The sequence below is a fragment of the Streptomyces sp. PA03-6a genome (assembly GCF_033792765.1).
In the GTDB taxonomy this organism is placed as follows: domain Bacteria; phylum Actinomycetota; class Actinomycetes; order Streptomycetales; family Streptomycetaceae; genus Actinacidiphila.
This window is the reverse complement of sequence record NZ_JARAVK010000119.1, coordinates 1-20,238: the sequence shown is the minus strand read 5'-3', so window position 1 is coordinate 20,238 and position 20,238 is coordinate 1. Positions and strand designations below refer to the sequence as shown.

Annotated in this window: 17 protein-coding genes; 7 read left to right on the top strand and 10 right to left on the bottom strand. The window is 71.2% G+C overall.

All coding sequences use genetic code 11. The features are described 5' to 3' along the window. Nucleotides 1–2 precede the first annotated feature (2 nt). The 3 genes from PV350_RS26205 (at nucleotide 3) to PV350_RS26195 (ending at nucleotide 1,860) form a co-directional block, all read left to right on the top strand. On the top strand, nucleotides 3–212 hold the full coding sequence (locus PV350_RS26205) for a beta family protein (RefSeq protein WP_500336414.1): 210 nt from the start codon (nucleotides 3–5) through the stop codon (nucleotides 210–212). Between the two features lie 207 nt (nucleotides 213–419). Continuing rightward, on the top strand, nucleotides 420–1,172 hold the full coding sequence (locus PV350_RS26200) for a hypothetical protein (RefSeq protein ID WP_499516085.1): 753 nt from the start codon (nucleotides 420–422) through the stop codon (nucleotides 1,170–1,172). Between the two features lie 106 nt (nucleotides 1,173–1,278). After that, nucleotides 1,279–1,860, top strand: a complete 582-nt coding sequence (locus PV350_RS26195; RefSeq protein ID WP_499516086.1) for a TetR/AcrR family transcriptional regulator — start codon at nucleotides 1,279–1,281, stop codon at nucleotides 1,858–1,860. Nucleotides 1,861–1,879: 19 nt separating this feature from the next. Here PV350_RS26195 and PV350_RS26190 read toward each other — a convergent pair whose 3' ends face one another. Further along, complete coding sequence (locus PV350_RS26190) at nucleotides 1,880–2,629, bottom strand: SDR family NAD(P)-dependent oxidoreductase (RefSeq protein WP_500336412.1); 750 nt, start codon at nucleotides 2,627–2,629, stop codon at nucleotides 1,880–1,882. A gap of 118 nt (nucleotides 2,630–2,747) precedes the next feature. On the opposite strand from PV350_RS26190, the gene PV350_RS26185 reads away from it, so the two are divergent. Continuing rightward, nucleotides 2,748–3,209, top strand: coding sequence for a transposase (locus PV350_RS26185; RefSeq protein WP_499516088.1), 462 nt, complete (start codon nucleotides 2,748–2,750; stop codon nucleotides 3,207–3,209). Here PV350_RS26185 and PV350_RS26180 read toward each other — a convergent pair. Beyond that, nucleotides 3,181–4,260 (bottom strand): sensor histidine kinase, encoded by a 1,080-nt coding sequence (locus PV350_RS26180; protein ID WP_499516089.1) that lies wholly within the window; start codon nucleotides 4,258–4,260, stop codon nucleotides 3,181–3,183. The two genes, PV350_RS26185 and PV350_RS26180, sit on opposite strands and share 29 nt — an antisense overlap. Before the next feature lie 96 nt (nucleotides 4,261–4,356). On the opposite strand from PV350_RS26180, the gene PV350_RS26175 reads away from it, so the two are divergent. Continuing rightward, nucleotides 4,357–4,647 carry a hypothetical protein gene (locus PV350_RS26175; protein WP_499516090.1) on the top strand — a complete coding sequence of 97 codons (291 nt, stop codon included), beginning with the start codon at nucleotides 4,357–4,359 and terminating at the stop codon, nucleotides 4,645–4,647. Here PV350_RS26175 and PV350_RS26170 read toward each other — a convergent pair. From PV350_RS26170 to PV350_RS26135, 8 genes are all read right to left on the bottom strand, one after another. Continuing rightward, nucleotides 4,641–5,657: a LacI family DNA-binding transcriptional regulator gene (locus PV350_RS26170; RefSeq protein WP_499516091.1), complete on the bottom strand. Its 1,017-nt coding sequence runs from the start codon at nucleotides 5,655–5,657 to the stop codon at nucleotides 4,641–4,643. The genes PV350_RS26175 and PV350_RS26170 overlap by 7 nt on opposite strands. Before the next feature lie 63 nt (nucleotides 5,658–5,720). Next, nucleotides 5,721–6,749 carry an ABC transporter permease gene (locus tag PV350_RS26165; protein ID WP_499516092.1) on the bottom strand — a complete coding sequence of 343 codons (1,029 nt, stop codon included), beginning with the start codon at nucleotides 6,747–6,749 and terminating at the stop codon, nucleotides 5,721–5,723. Further along, nucleotides 6,746–7,714, bottom strand: coding sequence for an ABC transporter permease (locus PV350_RS26160; protein WP_499516093.1), 969 nt, complete (start codon nucleotides 7,712–7,714; stop codon nucleotides 6,746–6,748). The genes PV350_RS26165 and PV350_RS26160 overlap by 4 nt, the downstream gene beginning before the upstream one ends. Next, a complete protein-coding gene (locus tag PV350_RS26155) occupies nucleotides 7,707–9,320 on the bottom strand; it encodes a sugar ABC transporter ATP-binding protein (protein WP_500336408.1) in 1,614 nt (537 codons plus the stop codon). The genes PV350_RS26160 and PV350_RS26155 overlap by 8 nt, the downstream gene beginning before the upstream one ends. A gap of 112 nt (nucleotides 9,321–9,432) precedes the next feature. Then, entirely contained in the window at nucleotides 9,433–10,524 is a 1,092-nt protein-coding gene (locus PV350_RS26150; protein WP_500336406.1) for an ABC transporter substrate-binding protein, read from the bottom strand. 139 nt (nucleotides 10,525–10,663) lie between these two features. Continuing rightward, nucleotides 10,664–13,975 carry a LamG-like jellyroll fold domain-containing protein gene (locus PV350_RS26145; RefSeq protein ID WP_500336405.1) on the bottom strand — a complete coding sequence of 1,104 codons (3,312 nt, stop codon included), beginning with the start codon at nucleotides 13,973–13,975 and terminating at the stop codon, nucleotides 10,664–10,666. 438 nt (nucleotides 13,976–14,413) lie between these two features. Then, entirely contained in the window at nucleotides 14,414–16,828 is a 2,415-nt protein-coding gene (locus tag PV350_RS26140; RefSeq protein WP_500336403.1) for a glycoside hydrolase family 32 protein, read from the bottom strand. Between the two features lie 129 nt (nucleotides 16,829–16,957). Next, a complete protein-coding gene (locus PV350_RS26135) occupies nucleotides 16,958–17,971 on the bottom strand; it encodes a carbohydrate kinase family protein (protein ID WP_499516098.1) in 1,014 nt (337 codons plus the stop codon). Between the two features lie 259 nt (nucleotides 17,972–18,230). On the opposite strand from PV350_RS26135, the gene PV350_RS26130 reads away from it, so the two are divergent. After that, nucleotides 18,231–19,232 carry a sugar ABC transporter substrate-binding protein gene (locus tag PV350_RS26130; protein WP_499516099.1) on the top strand — a complete coding sequence of 334 codons (1,002 nt, stop codon included), beginning with the start codon at nucleotides 18,231–18,233 and terminating at the stop codon, nucleotides 19,230–19,232. Nucleotides 19,233–19,237: 5 nt separating this feature from the next. Continuing rightward, nucleotides 19,238–20,238, top strand: a 1,001-nt coding sequence (locus PV350_RS26125) for an ABC transporter permease (protein WP_500336400.1), incomplete at its 3' end; no start/stop codon positions are given.

The window sequence follows — 20,238 nt, the reverse complement described above, 5'->3', positions numbered from 1 at the left end:
CGATGACTTCTTCGTTCTCAGTCACGACCTCGTCAATTCCCCCTACTGGCCACCTTCGGGGGGCTGCCACGTCGTGGGGCGACGCCCGTCCTCAGGACTGTGCTCTGCGAAAACGCCAGAAGGCAGGGGGCAGCAGGGAATGGCGGGCGTGGGCTACGTCGCACCACCTCGCCTTGGTGACGACCCGCCTGGCCGCTACCGGACATCCGTAGATCGGAGGAGGCAACTGCTTCCGGGTCGGCAGTGTGGGGTTACGTCCGTGCAGGCCTCGAACCCTTCCCTACAGCAGCGACTGAGCCACTGAGTGGCCTCAACAGGCCAGATGATTTGCGACCCCCGATCCTGGAGAGAATTTCCGGGTCGAGGGGCGGATGTGTGGGGGAGTGGGGGTTGATATGCCTGGTACCAGGTCTGGTTTCGTGGCGATGGTGCGAAGCTTCGTGCACAGCCTCGATCTCTACGTGACACTGGCCGCGGCGATTGTATTCGGCATCCTGGGTCTGGCCGGAAAGGCTTCGCAGGAGGTGATTTCTTCCGGGATCCTGGCCGTGCTCGCACTTGTGGGATTTTCGCTGCTGAGGCTCAGATCGCAGAGTGAAAGAATCAATCGGTCCCTGACCGAAATTGGTGCCCGGCCGAGTGCTGATCGCTTTTTCTCCGAGGTTGATGACAGGGATGAGATACGGGAGATGATCCTGTCGTCGCGCGAGGTTTGGCTCCACGGATGGACCCTTGGGACGCATCTCGTTACGCATGCGGATGACATCAGGCGGGCGGTCTCCAGGGGGCTGCACATGAAGATTCTGGTCATCGAACCGAACAGTGCTGCGATGGGAATTGCGGCCATCGAGTCGGAGAGTTACAGCGCGAGCGAGCTGAGTACCAGCCTGGAGGCCAATCTCAGGAGGCTGACGGCTCCGATCGCCGGGACGGTGGCAGGGAGGCTGGAGATAAGAACCCTGAATTACGTTCCGCACAACACTGTGGTTGCCTCCGATCCTGCGTTGCGGCACGGGAAGATCGTCATGCGCATTGCGACCTTCCAAGCCGACCATTGGCAGCGGCCCACATTCTCCGTAACGCGCCAGAATGATCCCAACTGGTACGAATTCTTCAGGGGGCAGTTTGACAGGAAATGGGAATCGGCTCTCCCTTACGCATCGCTTCCGTAAGCGGCAGGCGGGTCTGGGCGGCGGGATCGGAGGGTGGTGAACCCGGACCGGGCGCGTCATCCGCAAAACTGGACCGTTCGTTCCTGATAGGCGTACACTCCGGCCCATGGCACGCGTGAGGGAGTTCGACACCGACAGGGCCGTGGAGGCCGCGATGAACGCCTTCCGCAGCAAGGGCTACGAGGGCACGTCGGTGCAGGACCTGGTCGACGCCACCGGCGTGGGGCGCGGTTCGCTGTACGCGGCCTTCGGCAGCAAGGAGGGGCTGTACCTGGCGGCCATGGACCGCTACCGGGAGCAGTACGCGCTGCCCCTGGTCGAGGCCCTGCGGGCCGGCGCGCCCGGCCGGGAGCTGCTGCGCGAGGTCCTGGTCGCGGCGGTCGACGAGATCGCGCGCGACGGGAGGCGGCGGGCCTGCCTGATCGTCGGCGCGGCCATGGAGCGCGTCGCGCACGATCCGCGGGTCGCCACGCACGTGGAGTCGACGACCGCGCTGCTGGAGGACGCGCTGGCCCAGGTCGTCGCGGAGGCCCAGGCGGACGGCCAGGTGTCCGGCAAGCGCGACGCGCGGGACCTCGCCCGGTACCTCGTTGTCACGATGCACGGCCTGCGGGTCATGGGGGCCGTCAACCCCGACCGGAAGGCGCTGACGGCCGTCGTCGACGCCGCCCTGGACGCCCTCGGCTGACCCTGGCCCGCCGGGCTGCTCACTGTGCGGTGAAGCCGCCGTCGATCGCGAGCGCGGCGCCGTTGACGAAGCTGCTCTCGTCGCTGAGCAGGAAGGCGGCGAAGGCGGCCACGTCCGCCCGTCCGGCGGGGATCCGCTCCAGGAACCGGTCCTCGATCCCGGGGTGGGCCTGGACGGCGGAACGCCACAGCGGGGTGTCGATCAGCCCGGTGACCAGCGCGTTGACGCGGACGCCCGCCTTGGCCGAGTCCAGCGCCGCGGAGCGGGTCAGGCCCACCACGCCGTGCTTGGCGGCCACGTAGGCCGGCATGCCCGGGTCGCCCACCACGGCCGCCGTCGAGGCGTTGTTCACGATCGACCCGCCGCCCGAGGCGGCGATCGCCGGGAGTTCGTGCTTCAGGCTGTAGAAGACGCTGGTCAGGTTGGTGGCGATCATGTGGTGCCAGAAGGCGGCGTCGGTGGTGCCGAAGGTGCGCTGGTTGTCGCCGCCGCCGGCGTTGTTGAACGCCCCGTGCAGGCCGCCGAACTCGGTCACCGCGTAGTCGACGAGACGGGCGACCTCGTCCTCGGCGGTGACGTCCGTCGGCAGGAAGGACGCGCGGCCGCCCTCGGCCTCGATCCCGGCCACGGTCGCCTCGCCGCGGGCCTTGTCCCGCGCGCCGATCACGACGGTCGCGCCCTCGGACGCGGCGCGCCGGGCGAAGGCGGCGCCCATCCCCGACGTTCCTCCGGTGACGATGACGACCTTGGACTCCAGACGGTGGGACATGTGTGCTCCATGGGTGTGTCGAGGGGATTTCCGCGGGCTCGGTCCCGCCTGTCATCGGAGGCTAACATAATCTGGAACGAACGGTTGGTAAAGAAAAGATGTGAGATGATCTTGGTTCGTGGCGCGTGGAGATCTGACGGACGAGCAGTGGGCCGTGCTGGAGCCGTTGCTGCCGAAGGGCAAGAAGGTCGGTCGGCCGCCGATATGGACCCGGCGGCAACTGATCGACGGCATACGGTTCCGGGTCCGCACCGGGGTCCCCTGGCGGGACGTGCCCGGGCAGTACGGATCGTGGGCCCGGGTGTACGACTTGTTCCACCGCTGGCAGCGGGACGGGACGTGGCAGCGGATCTCCACCCAGCTCCAGGAGCGGGCGGAGGCGACGGATCTGATCACCTGGGACCTCGACGCCGACTCCGCCGACCGCCGGGCGCATCTGCGCGCCGCCAGGGCGAGGAGGAGGGGGAGCTCCGGATGGAGCCGCCCGGCGGTGTCCTCGCCGAGCCGGACGATCACGGGCTCGGACGCCGGGACGGTCCGACCGCCGGGCCCTACGGCGTGCCGGGAAGCCGGATCGTGACGAGGAGACCGCCGGCGGGGCGGGGGGCCAGGTCGAGGGTCCCGTCGTGGGCGCGGACGATGCTCTGCACGATGGCCAGGCCGAGGCCGACACCGGCGTGCTCGTCGGTGCGCACGCGTTCCGTTCCGCGCTGGAAGGGTTCGGTGAGGGTCGGTACCAGTTCCGGTGGGAGCGGACGGCCGGTGTTCTTCACCCGCAGCACGCTCGTGTCGCCGTGCGCCTCGGTGTGGACCGTCACGGTGCCGCCGGCGGGGAGGTTGTGGACGATGGCGTTCTGGACGAGGTTCGTCACCAACCGCAGCAGGAGCTCCGCGGAGCCGCTGGTCCGGGCGGCCCCACCGGAGACGTCGAGGGTGATCCGGCGCTGTTCGGCGAGGGGCAGCAGCGTTTCGGCGGCCTCTTCGGCGATGAGGGAGAGGTCGACGCTCTCGCGGCTGAGGCTCCCGCGTTCGCTGCGGCTGAGGAGCAGGAGGGCCTCGGTGAGGTCGATCGCCCGCGTGTTGACGGCGTGGAGGCGTTCGATGAGCTCGCCCCGGTCCCGTGTGGGGTCCTTGCGGGCGACGTCGAGGAGCGTCCGCGAGATCGCCAGCGGGGTGCGCAGTTCGTGGGAGGCGTTCGCGGCGAACCTCTGCTGCTCGGCGACGTGGGAATCGAGTTGCTCCAGCATCGAGTCGAACGCGTCGGAGAGTTCGCGGAATTCGTCCTGGCGTCCCGTCATGCGGATCCGGTGGGACAGCGACCCGCTCCCGGCCCTCCGCGCCGCATCCGTGATCTGGGCGAGGGGTGCGAGCATCCGGCCGGCGAGGAGCCATCCCCCCAGCAGGCCGAACACGAGGAGGAAGGCCATCGCGACGGCCGCGGCGGGGGCGAAGGTGTGCACGAGGAGGTAGCGGTTGGGCGAGACCCCGAGAAGGCCCTTGGAGTTGTCGGGCACGTAGCGCAGCAGGAACCCCCACACCACGGCCAGCAGGAGCGCGCCGGCGACGGCGAGGAACCCGGCGTAGCTGAGCGTGAGCTTCAGCCGGGCGCTGAGCCCTGGGCGTCTGCTCACGAGGGGCTGGTCATGGTCGGTACGTGCATACCCGGAGCCTAGGCAGCACGGCGTATCGCCGGCGTATGCCCCGGGGGACGCCTCCGGCACGGTGACGTGGACCTGCTCGGACCGGGCGGGCGCGGTCCGTTCGCGGCGTGGGCGCTGCCGCCGGGTCGGCCGGGCCCGCCGGCCGCCACCGTCGAAGGCGGTCGCGTCGAGCTGGGGGAACCCGAGTGCACCGGCGGCTGCTGCGGTCACCTGCCGGTCCACGTACGCCGCAGCGGCGCCGTCGTGGAGTGGACCGCCTGGCGGGGGCCGTTCACGCGGCCCCCGCCGGAACTGCACTTCGACGCCGGGCAGTACGACGCCGAGCCGGCCCGCGCGGCGCGCACGGCCGGTCAGTGACCGCGGCCCAGGGTGGACTCGCGGACGACCAGGTCGAACCCGGGGCGCACGCGGCGCGGCGGGGCGTCCGGCGCGCCGGTCAGGCGCTGCACGAGGCAGTCGACGGCCTGGCGGGCGATGGCCTTCTTGTCCGGCGAGATCGTGGTCAGGGTGATCGTGCCGTAGCGCCCCTCCTCGATGTCGTCGAAGCCCACGAGCGCGACGTCCTCCGGTACGCGCAGCCCCCGTGTGACGAGCACCCGCAGGGCCCCTATGGCCTGGAGGTCGTTGTAGGCGAAGACCGCGTCCGGCAGCGCCCCGCGGTCCAGCAGGTCGGCCATCGCCTGGGCGCCGTCGGCCCGGCCGTACCCGGAGGCGGTCGCGACGAGGTCGTCGCCGTGCGGGAGCCCGCAGGCGGCCAGCTCCTCGCGCCAGCCGCGCAGTCTCAGGTGCGCGGGCTGCCGGGCGACCTCGCTGCGGGCGCCGATGAAGGCGATCCGCCGGCGTCCCGTCCCCGCCAGGTGCCGCACCGCGCTGCGCGCCGCGGCCACGTTGTCGATCACGATGTGGTCGTACGGGGCGTCGTACTCGCGCTCCCCGAGGAGCACCAGGGGTGAACTGTCGTCGCGGGCGAGCAGGTCCGACGCCTCCAGTTCGATCGGCGAGAGGATCAGCCCGTCGATCACATGGGTGCGGAAGCCCTGGGTCACCAGGATCTCCTTGCGCCGTTCGCCCGCCGTGTGGTCGAGCAGCACGGTGTAGTCGTGGCGTGCGGCGGCGTCGATGACGGCGCCGGCCAGCTCGGCGAAGTACGGGTTGCCGAGCTCGGGCAGGGCCAGCGCGATGATGCCGGTGCGGCCCTTGCGCAGGTGCCGGGCGGTGAGGTTGGGCCGGTAGCCCAGTTCGTCGATCGCCTGCTGGACCCGCGCGCGCATCGCGGGTGTGACGTGCGGGTAGCCGTTCACGACGTTCGAGACGGTCTTGATGGACACTCCCGCGCGCTGCGCGACGTCCTTGAGGCTGACGCCCACGGCGCTCCCTCCGGGTTGGGCCGGTGCCGGAGGGCCGCGCGCGGTCCACCGGCACCGGCACGGTCATGTGGTGCGCGGTCCCCGCGCGAGATACCGCTGGGCCACGACCACCACGATAAGGAAGCCGCCGCTGACCACCGATTGGTACGAGGAATTGAGGGAGCCGATCTGGTTGATGAGGTTCTGGATCACCGCCAGGACCAGGACGCCCCACAGGGTGCCGCTGACCGATCCCGCACCGCCGATCAGCAGTGTGCCGCCGATGACGACCGCGGCGATGGCGTCCAGCTCCATGCCGACGCCGATGATGGTCACGCCCGAGGAGAGCCGGGCGGCGTTCAGGGCGCCCGCGAACCCCGCGAGCAGTGCGCTGATCGTGTACACCAGCACCCGGGTCCTGGCCACCGGCAGGCCCATCAGCGTGGCCGCGTCCGGGCTGCCGCCCACCGCGAACAGCGACTGCCCGAAGGAGGTCCGCTGGAGCACCAGCCCGCCGACGGCGAAGAGCACCAGCGCGACCAGGACCGGGTGGCCGAACCCGGCCACCGTGCCCTGCCCGAGTTCGGCGAAGGCCGAACCATGCGGCACCAGGTAGGTGTCGGCGCCCTCGTCGGTCAGGGCCAGCAGCAGTCCCCGGGCGGCCAGCAGCCCCGCCAGGGTGACGATGAACGGGGCCATCCCCGCCCGCGCGATGAGCAGACCGTGCACGGTGCCGAGCAGACCGCACACCGCGAGCGGCAGCAGCAGCGCCGGCAGCATCCCGTACTGCGAGGCCCACGCCGCGAGGACACCGCCGAGCGCGAAGACCGAGCCGACCGACAGGTCGATGCCGCCGGTGATGACGACGAGGGTCATGCCGAGCGCCACAATCGCCAGGAAGGAGGCCTGGACGGTGACGTTCTGCGCGTTGTCGAGGGTTCCGAAGGACGGGAAGACGAAGGAGGAGACCAGCACCAGCAGCAGGAGGACGGCGAGCACGCCCTGCCGCTGCACCAGCACGGCCAGCCGCCGCCGGTCCCCGGCACGGGCCGCCGCCACGGAAGGCGGCTGCGGCGTCGCCCCGGCCGAGCGGGGCGTGATGAGTGACTTCATCGGGATCGACGCTCCCGGGCGACGTAGACGGCGACGAGGATGATGACGGCCTGGGCCATCTGCGCGGTGGAGTCGGGGAGGTCGTGCTTGACCAGGGTGGCCCGCAGCAGCTGCATCAGCAGCGCTCCACAGACCGTGCCCAGGACGCGCACGGACCCGCCGGTGAGCGGGGTCCCGCCGACCACCACCGCGGTGATCGCGGACAGTTCCATCAAGGTGCCCAGCGTGGACGGGTCACTGGCCGTCAGCCGGGCGGTGGCCAGCACCCCGGACAGGGCCGCCAGCACCCCGCACACCACGTACACGCCGATCAGCACCCGCTTCACCGGCAGCCCGGCCAGCCCGGCGGCGGCGCGGTTCCCGCCGATCGCGACCAACTGGCGTCCGAAGGTGGTCCGGTGCACGACCCCGGCGACCAGCAGGGCGAGCACAGCGGCGATCAGCACGACCACGGGGACGCCCAGGACGTCGTCGGTGCCCAGGCCCAGCAGACCCGGGTTGGCGATCTGCTTGAGCTGCCCGTCGGCGAGGACCAGGGCCAGGCCCCGGCCGCCCACGAACAGCGCGAGGGTGGCCACGATGGGCTGCAGACCCACCACCGCCACCAGGGTGCCGTTGACCGCGCCCACCACCGCCCCCGCGGCGAGCGCCATGAGCAGCGCGGACAGCAGTCCGTACCCCAGGTACAGCGGCAGCAGGGCCGCGGCGAGGGCCATGACGGACCCCACCGACAGGTCCACCCCCTCCGTGCCGATCACCAGCGCCATGCCCAGCGCCACGATGACCACCGGGGCCACCTGGACGAGCTGGGTGCGCAGGTTGGCCGCGGTCAGGAAGTGGTCGGTGAAGACGGCGTTGAACAGGACCAGCACGGCCACCGCCGCGTACACCCCGTACGCCTGGAACCAGGCGGGGGAAGGGAGCCCGACCGGGCCTCGCCGCACGGCCGGGGAGAGCTCAGCCATCGTGCCGCACCTCCCCGTCCGCGGCGGCGTCCCGGACGGCGGGCGCGTGGGCCGCGAGGACCTCCAGCAGGTCCCCCTCGCCGACCTGTTCGCCCGTCAGTTCGTCGGCCACGGCGCCGCCGCGCAGCACCACGAGGCGGTCGGCGCCCTCCACGAGTTCCTCGATGTCGGAGGAGATGAGCAGCACCGCCAGTCCCTCCTGGGCCAGTTCGTCCACCAGCGCCTGCACCTCGGCCTTGGCGCCCACGTCGATGCCGCGCGTCGGCTCGTCGAGGAGGAGCACCTTCGGCTCCAGGCAGAGCCAGCGGGCCAGCAGCACCTTCTGCTGGTTGCCGCCGGAGAGCTCGCCGACCTTCTGCTCGGGTCCCGAAGCCTTGATCCGCAGCCGCTTCATGAAGATCTCGACGACGCGGTCCTGGCGGGCCCGCGAGACGACGCCCGCCCGGGACAGCCGGGGCATGGCGGCCAGCACGATGTTCTCCCGCACCGACAGCCCCGGGACGATGCCCTCCGCCTTGCGGTCCTCGGGCAGCAGGCTGATGCCCGCGCGGATCGCGGCCGCGGGGGAGGGACGGCCCAGCCGCTTCCCGGCGACCGTCACCGATCCCGAGTCCAGCGGCAGCGCACCGGCCAGCGCCTTGGCGGTCTCGCTGCGCCCCGAGCCCAGCAGCCCCGCCAGGCCCAGCACCTCGCCGGGGTGCAGCTCCAGCGAGATGTCGTCCAGGACGTGACGCCGGCTCAGCCCGGAGGCGGTGAGCACCGCCTCGCGGTCGGGGTGGTGGTCCTCGCCGAAGCCGGTCCGCCCGTGCCGGCGCACCTCGGAGACCTCGCGGCCCAGCATCATGGCGACCAGTTGCATCCGGTCCAGGTCCGCGAGGTCGCCGGTGTGCACCAGGCGCCCGTCGCGGAGCACCGTGACCCGGTCGCAGATCCGGTACAGCTCCTCGAGCCGGTGGCTGACGTACAGGACGGAGATGCCCCGGTCGTGGAGGTCGCCGATGACCCGGAAGAGCGTCTCGACCTCGCGCGGCTCCAGCGCCGAGGTCGGCTCGTCCATCACGACGACCTTGGCCCGCACCGACACCGCGCGGGCCAGCGCCACCATCTGCTGGGTGCCCACGCCGAGGCTGCCGAGCGGGCGGCGGACGTCGGCGGTGACGCCGAAGCCCGCGAGCAGCGCGGCCGCCTCCCGGTGCATCCGCGGGAAGTCGATCAGGCCGAGGCGGTTCTTGGGCTCGCGGCCCAGGAAGATGTTCCGCGCCACGCTCATCAGCGGGACGAGGTTGACCTCCTGGTAGATCGTGGTGACCCCGGCGTTCTGGGCGTCGGAGGGACGCGCGAAGGCGACCGCGCGGCCGTCGAGCCGTACCTCCCCGGCGTCCGGGCGGTGCACTGCGGTGAGGACCTTGATGAGGGTGGACTTGCCGGCGCCGTTCTCGCCGACGAGCGCGTGGATCTCGCCCCGGCGCAGGGTGAAGGAGACGTCGTCGAGCGCCACCACACCGGGGAAGCGCTTGCCGATGCCGACGGCCTCCAGCACCGCGGGGGCGGTGGGGTCGTCCGGGCCGGGCGGCGGTGCGGCGGGTGCCGCGTCGGGGGGTGCCATAGCGGGCCTTCCATGGGTTCGCGGTCGGGAGCCGGGGCCGGGGAGTCGGGAGCCGAGGAGGGACGGGCCTGCCGCCCGGCCGGGAGGAGGACCGGGCGGCAGGCGCGGGGGCTCAGTACGCCCCGGCCAGCGAGCCCTTGGCGTTGGACGCGTCGTACTCGCGGTCGGAGATGATCACGTCCTCGGGGATGGCCTCGCCGGCGAAGAACTTCTGCGCGGTGGCGAAGGCGAGCGGCCCGAAGCGCGGGTTGGACTCGATGACGCCGTTGTACTGGCCGTCCGCCAGGGCCTGCACGGCGTTGCGCGTGCCGTCGATGGACACGATCTTGACGTCCTTGCCGGGCTTCTTCCCGGCCGCCTTGAGCGCGGTGACCGCGCCGAGGCCCATCTCGTCGTTCTCCGCGTAGACGGCGGTGATCCCGGGGTTCGCCTGGATCAGCTGCTCCATCACCTGCTGGCCCTTGTCGCGGGCGAACTCGCCGGTCTGCTGGGCGACGATCTCCAGACCGGGGGCCTGCGCCTTGATCCGGTCGACGAAGCCCTTGGTCCGGTCGGTGGTGACGTTGTTGCCGGAGGCCCCGAGCAGGATCGCGACCTTGCCCTTGCCGCCGGTGACCTTGATCATCTGGTCGGCGGCGCGCTTGCCCTGCTCGACGAAGTCCGAGCCGAGGAAGGCCACGTAGTCCTTGCACGCGGTGGCGTTGATCTTGCGGTCGATGGTGATGACCGGCACGTGCTTGGCCGCCGCGGCGCGCAGTGCGGGCTCCAGGCCGTCGGAGTTGAGCGGGGCGACGATCAGCAGCTGGGCACCCTGGGCGAGCATGTCCTGGATGTCGCTGATCTGCTTGGGCAGCTGCGACTGCGCGTTGGTCGTGAGCAGCTTCTTGACGCCGAGCTTCGCCGCCTCGTCCTTGATGGACTGGGTCTCGGCGATGCGGAACGGGTTCGCCTCCTTCTCCGACTGCGAGAAGCCGACGACGGCGTCCTTGAGGTCGATCTTCCGGGCCCCGTAGGTCTGCAGGGTGCAGCCGCTGGCGGAGGCGTCGGTGGCCGCGGTCGGGGACTGCACGACCTGGGCGCCCTCGGAGGAGGCGGAGGAGGCGCTGCCGGAGCCCTCCTCCTTGGCGCAGGAGGTGGCGGTCAGGGCGGCCGCGGCGGTGAGGCACACGACGGCAAGGAAGCGGGTGGAACGGGAGGTGCTCATGGACGTTCAACTCCTCGGAGAGCGGTGTGCGAGCTGATCAGTGGGGTGCGGTGGTGCCGCCGTCGCCCCGGGGGACGGTCCGGGAGGCGGCCCGCCCCGCCCCGTGCCGGGACGGGCCGCTGCGGTGGCCGGTGCTCGGTCAGCGCTTCGCCGGCACGGCGGGTTCGCCGGCCGCCAGGGACGCCACCTCGGCGGCGGTCAGCGCGCGGTCGTAGGCGTGCACGTCGGAGATCGCGCCGCCCCAGTAGTCGACGAGGTTCCCGCCGTACTTGCCGCGGCCGATCACCAGGTGGCCCGAGGGCCCCTCGGCGTTGCAGCCGCGGACGGAACCGGCCTCGGCGCCGTCCACATAGATGCGCAGCCGGCCGTCGTGGTGGCTGTAGCTGCCCACCAGGTGGTACCAGCGGCCCGCCTCCGGCTCGCCGATGGTGCCCGCGAGGGCCCGGCTCCCGGCGAAGCTGAACGCGAACCGCTTGTCCGCCTGCGAGTACTGCAGGTAGAAGGCGCTGTTGGTGTCGCCGTCGAGGGACACCGCGGTGCTGAAGTGGCCCTTGTCGTCGAGCCGGACCCAGGCGGCGACCGAGTAGTCGTGCGTGTCGGTGTCCAGGACGGTGGCGCCGGTGTCGACGGATCCGGTGCGGCCGTCGAACTGCAGGGCGGCGCCGTGCGGGCCGGTCGTCCAGCTCGTGCCGCCGGTCAGGGTGCCGTCGTGGTTCCCGGCGACGTCCTTCGCCACGGTGCCGGAGCCCTCGTGCAGCGGCCACCAGCCGACGCCGGTCGGTCCGGGTGTGCCGGGCGGCACGTCGGCCCCGCCGGCGGTGGCGCCGGCCGCGATGACCTGCCGGTTGACGTCCCGTACCTGTTCCGGGATCACCTTGACCACGTCGCGGTCGTAGGTGAGCAGGCCGTTGAGCTCGCCCTCGACGTCGGTGATCTGCGTGTAGACCGAGCCGGACAGGCCGCAGGCCGCCGGCCGGAGCAGCTTGCGCGTGTTCTCCACGTAGGCCGCGGTCAGTTCCTCCTTGCTGTGGGCGGCGTCGCCGTAGTCCTGGCCGCCCGCGGTGCCCAGGATGTGGCCGGGGACGAGGTAGGAGTAGCCGCCGTGCTCGCCGTCGACGGCGGCGCGGGTGTCGTCCGGGGCCGGACTGGCCGGGCCGTGGTAGTCGTGGAAGTCGATCAGGTCGCCCCGGCCGGAATCGCCCTTGGAGGCGCAGCAGTTGACGCCGGAGTGGGCGTCGACCAGGCGCGAGGGGTCCTGCTCCCTGACGGCGTCGGCGAGCTCGCCGGTGGCCTGCTTGCTCCACTCGCCCCAGCCCTCGTTCATCAGCGTCCACACCAGGACGGACGGGGTGCTGATGTGCTGGTCGACGATCTGGTGGACCTGGTCGACGAAGGTCTCGGTCTCCGGGGTGCCGGCGGCCGCCGTTCCGCGGCTGGGCATGTCCTGCCACACCATCAGGCCCAGCTTGTCCGCCCAGTAGTACCAGCGGGCGGGCTCGACCTTGATGTGCTTGCGGACCGCGTTGAAGCCGAGCTTCTTGTGCTGGACGAGGTCGTACTTCAGGGCCTCGTCGGTCGGCGCGGTGTAGAGGCCGTCGGGCCAGAAGCCCTGGTCGAGGGTGGCGAGCACGAACACCGGCTTGCCGTTGAGCTTGATCCGGTTGGTGCCGCCGGCCGGGGACACCTCGATCGACCGCATGCCGAAGTAGGAGCCGACGCGGTCCTTGCCGTGGCCGTCGGTGAGGGTGACCTCGATGTCGTACAGGTACGGGTCGTCCGGGCTCCACAGATGGGCGCGGGGGACGGGCAGCCGCAGGGCGGTCCCGGCGGCGCCGGTGACCGAGCCGGCCTTGCGCCCGTCACGGGTGAACGCGGTGGCCGTGACCTTCGCGCCCGGCGAGGTGCCCGCGCCCGGCCGTACGGTGACGGCGAGCGAGGAGTCCGCGACGTCCGGGGTCAGCACCAGCGAGTCGACCGACGCCTCGGGGACCGGTTCCATCCAGACGGTCTGCCAGATGCCCGAACTCGGCGTGTACCAGATGCCGCTGGGGTTGCGGGACTGCTTGCCGAGAGCGTAGCGGTCGTCGGTGGTGTCCTTGACCTTCACCAGCAGGGTCTGCGGACCGCGCCCGGCCAGGGCGTCGGTGACGTCGGCGGTGAACGCCTGGTAGCCGCCGGTGTGGTGGGCCACCTCGCGGCCGTTGACGTACACCCAGGCCTCGTAGTCCACGGCGCCGAAGTTGAGCTTCAGCCGGTTGCCGGAGCGGACCCGCCAGTCGTCTGGGACGGTGAAGGTGCGCTGGTACAGCGACCAGTCGTGGTGCCGCGCGACGCCCGACAGCCCCGACTCCATCGGGTACGGGACGACGATGCTGCCGCTCAGCTTGCCCTGGGGGAGTGCGGCGTCCTGCGCGGTGGGCTGGAACTGCCAGGTCCCGTTGAGGTTCTTCCACTGCTTGCGGGTCAGCTGCGGCCGCGGGTAGTCGGGCAGCGGGTGGGACGGGGAGACGTCCTTGGCCCACCTGGTCTGGAAGTACCAGGTCGAGTCGTTGCGCGCGACGACCGAGAAGGGACCGAGGTCGCCGCCGGCGGTGGTGATGCCGCCCTTGCCGTCGTAGCTGATCCGCACGTCGGCGTTGAGCGAGACGGGGGAGTCGGCCTCGGCGGGCTTCAGCACCAGCCGGGTGGGGTGCTTGGGGTCGCGGGAGACGGTGGCGGACCAGCGGGTGCCGCCGGACAGCAGGGCGAGGTGCGAGGCCGCGTCCACGGGGAGGCCGGTCACGCGGGAGCCCAGCTCGACGGTGGCGCTGCGGCCGCTGGTGGCCACCGACGCCTCGGCGTCCGCCGGGGCGAAACCGGCCGGCAGGTGCAGCGCCGAGTCCGGTACGGGGCGGCGGTCGAAGCCCGGCCCCGACCACTCGGTGTGCAGGTAGGCACCGCCGTTGCCCTGGTTGTAGTCGTAGGCGAGCTCGTGCAGGCCCGCGGTCAGGGTGATCGGCTGCGAGGTGGTCTGGACGTCCCAGTCGGTGGTCCAGTGGTCGATCACGCTCGTGCCGTCCAGGGACATGCGGAAGCCGTTGTCGCCCTTGATGTAGAAGGTGTACGTGCCGTCGGTGGGCACCTCCAGGCGGCCCGTCCAGCGCACGGCGACGTTGTCCGTCGTGCCGGCGTAGGCCCGCAGCGTGGGCAGGAGGTCGTCCACGTGGAGGGAGGTGTCGATCCGGGTGCCGGTGTACCGGGCGAAGTCCAGGGCCGTGCCGCTGGACATCCGGTAGTAGTCGCCGCGCAGGCCCGCGTCGGCGGAGGCGGCGGTGACGTCGGTGGGGACGTCGGTCGTGGCGGGGGGCCGGGCGGACGCCGGGAAGGGCGTCAGCAGGGCCGCACCGAGGAGGAGCGCCAGCAGGGCGGTGAACCGAGCAAAGCGGTGGGTACGTCGTCGGCCAGGACTCATGGTGCACCTTCCGTGGGAGTCGTCGACGCCTTGACGGGAAAGTTGCGGGTCAGGAGTGTGCGGTGCCTGGGACCAAGAGCGCTACGCGCCGGAAACGCGGTTGTACAACGTTGGAAATTTTCGGCGCGGAGAGCATGAAAGCAGGGCCCTGCCGCCGTGTCCAGACCTCGCGTAGAAGCTCGTCAACGGGCCGTCAGGGCAGGGGAGAACGTGCCGCGCACGCCACCGTGCCCGCTCCGGCGCAGAGCGGAACGGGATCAAGAGGCCGGCTGGGCTGTTGCGAAGTGGCGGCCAACTGGAGCGTGTTGGCGTGATGCGGGATGCCGTCAGGGCGAACCGGAACGTGTTCAACGTTGGAAACCGGCGCGACGGAAGGACCGCCCGGGGCCGGGCACGGAAGCCCGCCCCGGAGCGGTCCCCGATGGGTCAGCCGGCGGCTCAGCCGATGGTCAGGTTCTGCACCAGGGTGTTGGCCGCGAAGCCGTTCACCCCGAACAACCCGGTCGCGTAGGTGTCGTCGGTGGCGTCGATGACGGGATCGGCGCCGCCGCCGAGCCAGACCCGGATGCGGGAGCCGTCCGTGCGCACCTTCAGGTGGTAGGTGCGGCCCTCGACGATCCGGGTGGCGTACGTCGCGATGTCCCGGCCCGGCCGCCACAGCTTGACCACGCCGCTGGAGTCGATGTTCGCCGTGTAGCCGGCGCCGTCGTCGCGGGCGCGGAAGGTGAGCCCGGCCGCCGTGCCGTTGGTGACGGACAGGTCGCCCTCGTACGTGAAGTCACCTCCCGTGCGGTCGCTGAGGTAGAAGCCGTCCTGGGACGAACTCCCCCTCAGCCCGGACGGTGTGACCGTCCAGGTCCCGCCTCGCGGGGTCCACCGGCCGGCGGGGAAGGCCGAGAAGCCGGCCGTTCCGGTGTTGAGGTTCTGCACCGTCGCCGTGCCGTTGAAGACGTTCACCCCGAACACACCGGTGGTGTAGGTGTCGTCGGTGGCGTCGATGACGGGGTCGGTGCCGTTGTCCAGCCAGACCCGGATGCGGGAGCCGCTCGTCTGCACCTTCAGGTGGTAGGTGCGGTCCTTCGTGACCGGGGTGGCGTAGGTCGCGATGTCCCGGCCCGGGCGCCACAGCTTGAGGACGCCGCTGGTGTCGATGTTCGCCGTGTAGCCCGCGCCCGAGGCGTTCGCGCGGAACGTCAGGCCCGCGGCCTGCGCGGTGTCCAGCGTGAGGTCGCCCTGGTAGACGGCGTCACCGCCGCTGCTCGCGCTCAGGTAGAACCCGTCGCCGCTCGTCGAGGCGCGCTTGCCGCCGCTGACGTCGGTCCACGCCCCGCCCGCGGCGTGCCACGGGCCCTTGAGGTTGCTCTCCAGGGTGGACTGGGCCGTGCCCCAGCTGGTGTTGAGGCGGGTGAAGGTCGCGCTGTCCAGCTTCACCTTGCCGCCGACGGCGAAGAGCCGGATGCCCTGGCTGTCCGCGGCGGAGTCGAAGTCGACGTTGTCGGACAGGGAGTAGAGCCCGCCGTCGGCGAACGTCTCCAACTGCCCCCGGTCCACCAGCAGCCGCATCGTGACCTTGCCGTTCCGCGGCTTGAGCGGCTTGCCCCGCAGGGTCTGCGCCGTGGTGTCGTAGACGACGCTGCGGTCGGCCGTCCCGTCGGAGCGGGCGTGCAGGTCGAAGCCGAACTGCGTGGCCGTGGCGCCCTTCACGTCGAACTGGGCGGTGATCTCGTACGTGTCGGCCTTGATGCCCGCGAAGAGGTTCTCGCCCTTGGCCGCGTTGACCGTCTGGTTCTTCCAGCTGCGGGTCTCCGAGCCCAGTGAGGCCAGCTCGGCGACCGGTGTCCGGGTGATCCGCGGTCCGTCGGGGGTGCTGACCAGGCCGAGGGAGGCGGGGAAGGTCGAGTTGCCCGTCCAGGTGCTGCCGCGGTTGCCGCCCTGCCAGGCCATCTGCACGGTGCGGCCGTCGGGCGTGTTGGTGAACGTCTGGGCGGCGTAGAAGGTGCCCCCGGCGAAGGTGGTGCCCAGGTCCATCTGCTGCGGGCCGGTCCAGTCGGTGCGGAAGGTCGTGCCGTCGAAGGAGCCGACGACGTACTGACTGGACGCGGAGGTCAGGACCCACCGCTGCTGCCCGGCCTTGCCGTCCAGGGCCAGGGGGTACATGTCGGGGCACTCGAAGAGCCACGGTGCCTTGAAGCGGCTGGCGAAGGTCCAGTCGAGGAGGTTCGGGGAGGTGTAGACGGACACACCGTTGCCGCCCTCGTTGGACCAGACGACCATGGCCCAGCGGTGGCGTGCCGCGTCCCAGAACACCTTGGGGTCACGGCTCTCGGCGGGGATCTCGATCTGCTTGCGGCCCTTGTCGTAGGCCTGGAACGTCCGGCCGTCGTCGTTGCTGTAGAAGACGCTCACGCCGTCGGTGTTGGAGAACACCACGATCGGGTCGAGAGAGCCCGTCTTCAGCCCCGAGGTGTTGTCCTTGTCCACGACGCCGCCGCCCGAGAAGAGCGTGCCGGGGTGGACGCCGGGTTCGAGCGCGATCGGCTTCTGGGTCCAGTGCACCAGATCGGTGCTGGTGGCGTGGCCCCAGTGCATGGTGTCCCAGGCCAGGCCGTGCGGATTGTGCTGGTAGAAGAAGTGGTAGAGCCCGTTGGCGTACACCAGGCCGTTGGGGTCGTTCATCCAGCCCGACTGCGAACTGAAGTGGAACTGGCCGCGGAACGGCTCGCTGTAGGTGGTCGCCGGATACGGGAACTCCGGGTATTCCCCCACGGTCCCGGCGACCGCGGGGGTGCCGGGCAGCAACGCGGCCAGGCTCGCGATCAGGGCGACGAGCAGCGCCCCGACTCTTCGACGCATGTGAACCCACTCTCTGCACGCCGGTGATGTCATCGTTGACACATGTCATCGCTGACATCCGATCGATGACCGATGATGGGCCCCTGCCGGGAGCCCGTCAACGCCCCGTGCAGGATCGGCTGCGGCACCTCACGAGGTCGGACGGACCGTCAGGTCAAGGGTTTCCGCCTCCAGTTGATGGGCCCACGGCGGGTTCGGTCCGGCGACGGCGCAGGTCAGCGCGGCCACGCGGGTCCCGTACGCGCAGGCCGCCACGACGTCGTCGGTGCGCAGCCGGTCGAGCCGGCCGCCCAGCAGCCCGCGGCCGCCGAGGTGGTGGAGGAGCCCCGCCGTGAAGGAGTCCCCGGCACCGACGGTGTCGACCACCTGCGCGGGCACACCGGGCACGGAGACCCGCCCGCCGTCGAGAGAGGCGAGGACGCCCCGCGCCCCGAGGGTGACCACGACCAGGCGGGCCCCCGACGCGTGGAAGTCGTCACAGGCCGCCTCCGGCGTGGTGCCCGGGGCCAGCACGGCGAGGTCGTCCTCGCTCAGCCGGAGGATGTCGGCCGTCGCGCACCACGTCCGGATCCGGTCGCGGTAGACCCGCGGATCGACCAGGGCGGGCCGGACGTTGGGGTCGATGCTGACCGTCGCGTGCTGCCGTGCCCCGGCCAGCACCTCCTCCAGGAGGACGGCCCCCGGTCGCCTGACCAGGGCGAGCGAACCGGAGTGGACGCAGGCCGCGTCGCCGAGTGCGGCGCGGCCCAGCTCCTCGCGCGTCCACTGCCAGTCCGCGGTGCCTTCGGCGTGGAAGGAGTACGCGGCCTGCCCGTCGCCGTCGACGTCGGCGACCGCCAGCGTGCTGGGTTCGGGAGCGTCCGTGGCCGCCGACAGGTCGACACCCGATGCCAGCAGGTGGGCGCGGAACAGGCGGCCGAAGACGTCACCGGACAACCGTGCCAGCAGCCGGGTCGGCGTGCCGAGACGGGCCAGGCCCACGGCGGTGTTGGCCGGACCGCCGCCCGGCAGGGCGCGCAGCCGCAGCTCCTGCGACCCGTCCGGGGAGCGGCCGGGCGCACCGGACGGGGCCGCCCCGTGCCCGGGTTCGGGGAAGACATCGGCGACGCACTCTCCGAGCACGGTGACCTGACGCGGCTGCATGGGGTGGTTCCTCCAGGTGGGAGCGGGGACGTGGGCCGGCCCCGGCGCGGCCCGGGCGGGGTGTCGGGGGCGGGCGCCACGTGCTGCCAACGGGCTTCCTCGGCAAAGGCATTGACGTTGCCGGAGCGGGAGTCCATCATCCTCCGCATGCGGTGTCAACGATGACATGTGTCAACGTTGGCATTCCCCTGGCGAGATCCTTCGCCGAACGCAGCGCCATACGGCTTTCCCCGCTCACTGCTTCCCGTAGGAGTCGCAGATGTCCCGTAGAGCCCGTCCGGTCCTCGTCATCGGTGCCGCCGGCCTCGCCCTGTCACTGGCCGCGTGCGGTTCCGGTTCCGGCGGCGGCTCCCCGTCCGGGGGCAAGGTGAAGGTCGGCCTGATCACCAAGACCGACACCAATCCCTACTTCGTCAAGATGAAGCAGGGCGCAGAGCAGGCCGCCAAGAGCGAGAACATTGAACTGACCACCGCGGCGGGCAAGTTCGACGGTGACAACGCCAGCCAGGTCACGGCGCTGGAGAACATGGTCGCCGCCGGCGTCAAGGGCGTGCTCATCACCCCCAACGACTCCAAGGCCATCGTCCCCGCGATCGCGAAGGCCCGTGCCAAGGGCGTGCTCGTCATCGCCCTGGACACCCCTCCGGAGCCGCAGGACGCCGCCGACGCGCTGTTCGCCACCGACAACGTGAAGGCCGGCGAGCTGATCGGCGCGTACGCCAAGGCCGCGATGGCCGGCAAGACGCCGAAGATCGCCACGCTGGACCTCGCCCCCGGCGTGTCGGTCGGCGTGCAGCGCCACGAGGGCTTCATCAAGGGGTTCGGGGTCAGCGCCTCCGACCCGTCGATCGTCTGCTCCCAGGACACCGGCGGTGACCAGGCCAAGGGCCAGACCGCCATGGAGACCTGCCTGCAGAAGGCACCCGACATCAACCTGGTCTACGCGATCAACGAGCCGGCGGCGCTCGGCGCGTACACCGCCATCAAGGCCAAGGGCCGCGAAAAGGACGTCACGATCGTCGCCATCGACGGCGGCTGCACCGGCGTGCAGGCGGTCAAGGACGGCAAGATCGCCGCGACCTCCCAGCAGTACCCCCTGAAGATGGCCGCCGACGGCGTCAAGGCGGTGGCCGCGTTCGCCAAGGACGGCAAGAAGACCAGCGGCTACACCGACACCGGCGTCACCCTGATCACCGACAAGGCGCAGACGGGCGCGGAGTCCAAGGACACCGGCTTCGGCCTGCAGAACTGCTGGGGCTGAGCCCGGTGACCGCATCCACCTCGCTCCCCACCGTGAGCAGGGAACCGGCCGCGCTGCGCCGGTTCCTCACGGCGCCCGCCGCGGGACCGTTCGCGGCCCTCGTCCTCGCCTCGGTGTTCTTCTCCCTGGCCACCGACCAGTTCCTCTCCGGCGGCAACTTCTCGCTGATCCTCCAGCAGGTCATGGTGGTCGGCACGCTCGCCATCGGCCAGACGCTGATCATCCTCACCGCCGGCATCGACCTGTCGTGCGGCGCGGTCATGGCCTTCGGCGGCATCCTCATCGCCAAACTCGCCGTCCAGGGTCCGCTGCCGCCGCTGCTCGCCATCGCCCTCGGCATCCTGGTCTGCGGAGCGTTCGGTCTGGTCAACGGGCTCCTGGTGCGGACGGTGCCGCTGCCCCCGTTCATCGTGACGCTGGGCATGCTCAACGTCGCCTTCGCCCTCACCCACATCTACTCCGACGAACAGACCGTCACCGGCCTCCCGGAACCGCTCACCGCGCTGGGTCGCACCTTCCCGCTCGGCAGGACCGACGTCACCTACGGGTCGCTGGTCACGATCGCCCTCTTCCTGGGCTTCGCCTACGCGCTGAGCAGCACCGCCTGGGGCCGCCACGTCTACGCCCTCGGCAACAGCGCGGAGAGCGCACGGCTCAGCGGCATCCGGGTCTCCCGGCTCACCGTCGGCGTCTACACGGTGGCCGGACTGGTCTACGGCATCGCCGCCCTGCTGCTGGTGTCGCGGACCGGGGTCGGCGACCCCCAGGCGGGGCAGACCGACAACCTCGACAGCATCACCGCCGTCGTCCTCGGCGGCACGAGCCTGTTCGGCGGCCGCGGCACCGTCCTCGGCACGTTCGTCGGTGTGCTCATCGTCGGCGTCTTCCGCAACGGCCTGCAGTTGATGGGCGTCTCCTCCGTGTACCAGACGCTGGTCACCGGCGTGCTGGTGATCCTCGCGGTGACCAGCGTCTGGTACACGGAGGAGACGCCCATCAACTGCAG

Bases quoted from the DNA above. Each gene is read 5' to 3' on its own strand.
- PV350_RS26160 (WP_499516093.1), bottom strand. From the start codon at position 7,714: ATGGCTGAGCTCTCCCCGGCCGTGCGGCGAGGCCCGGTCGGGCTCCCT.
- PV350_RS26190 (WP_500336412.1), bottom strand. From the start codon at position 2,629: ATGTCCCACCGTCTGGAGTCCAAGGTCGTCATCGTCACCGGAGGAACG.
- PV350_RS26195 (WP_499516086.1), top strand. From the start codon at position 1,279: ATGGCACGCGTGAGGGAGTTCGACACCGACAGGGCCGTGGAGGCCGCG.
- PV350_RS26135 (WP_499516098.1), bottom strand. From the start codon at position 17,971: ATGCAGCCGCGTCAGGTCACCGTGCTCGGAGAGTGCGTCGCCGATGTC.
- PV350_RS26145 (WP_500336405.1), bottom strand. From the start codon at position 13,975: ATGAGTCCTGGCCGACGACGTACCCACCGCTTTGCTCGGTTCACCGCC.
- PV350_RS26140 (WP_500336403.1), bottom strand. From the start codon at position 16,828: ATGCGTCGAAGAGTCGGGGCGCTGCTCGTCGCCCTGATCGCGAGCCTG.
- PV350_RS26150 (WP_500336406.1), bottom strand. From the start codon at position 10,524: ATGAGCACCTCCCGTTCCACCCGCTTCCTTGCCGTCGTGTGCCTCACC.
- PV350_RS26205 (WP_500336414.1), top strand. From the start codon at position 3: ATGACTTCTTCGTTCTCAGTCACGACCTCGTCAATTCCCCCTACTGGC.
- PV350_RS26130 (WP_499516099.1), top strand. From the start codon at position 18,231: ATGTCCCGTAGAGCCCGTCCGGTCCTCGTCATCGGTGCCGCCGGCCTC.
- PV350_RS26155 (WP_500336408.1), bottom strand. From the start codon at position 9,320: ATGGCACCCCCCGACGCGGCACCCGCCGCACCGCCGCCCGGCCCGGAC.
- PV350_RS26165 (WP_499516092.1), bottom strand. From the start codon at position 6,749: ATGAAGTCACTCATCACGCCCCGCTCGGCCGGGGCGACGCCGCAGCCG.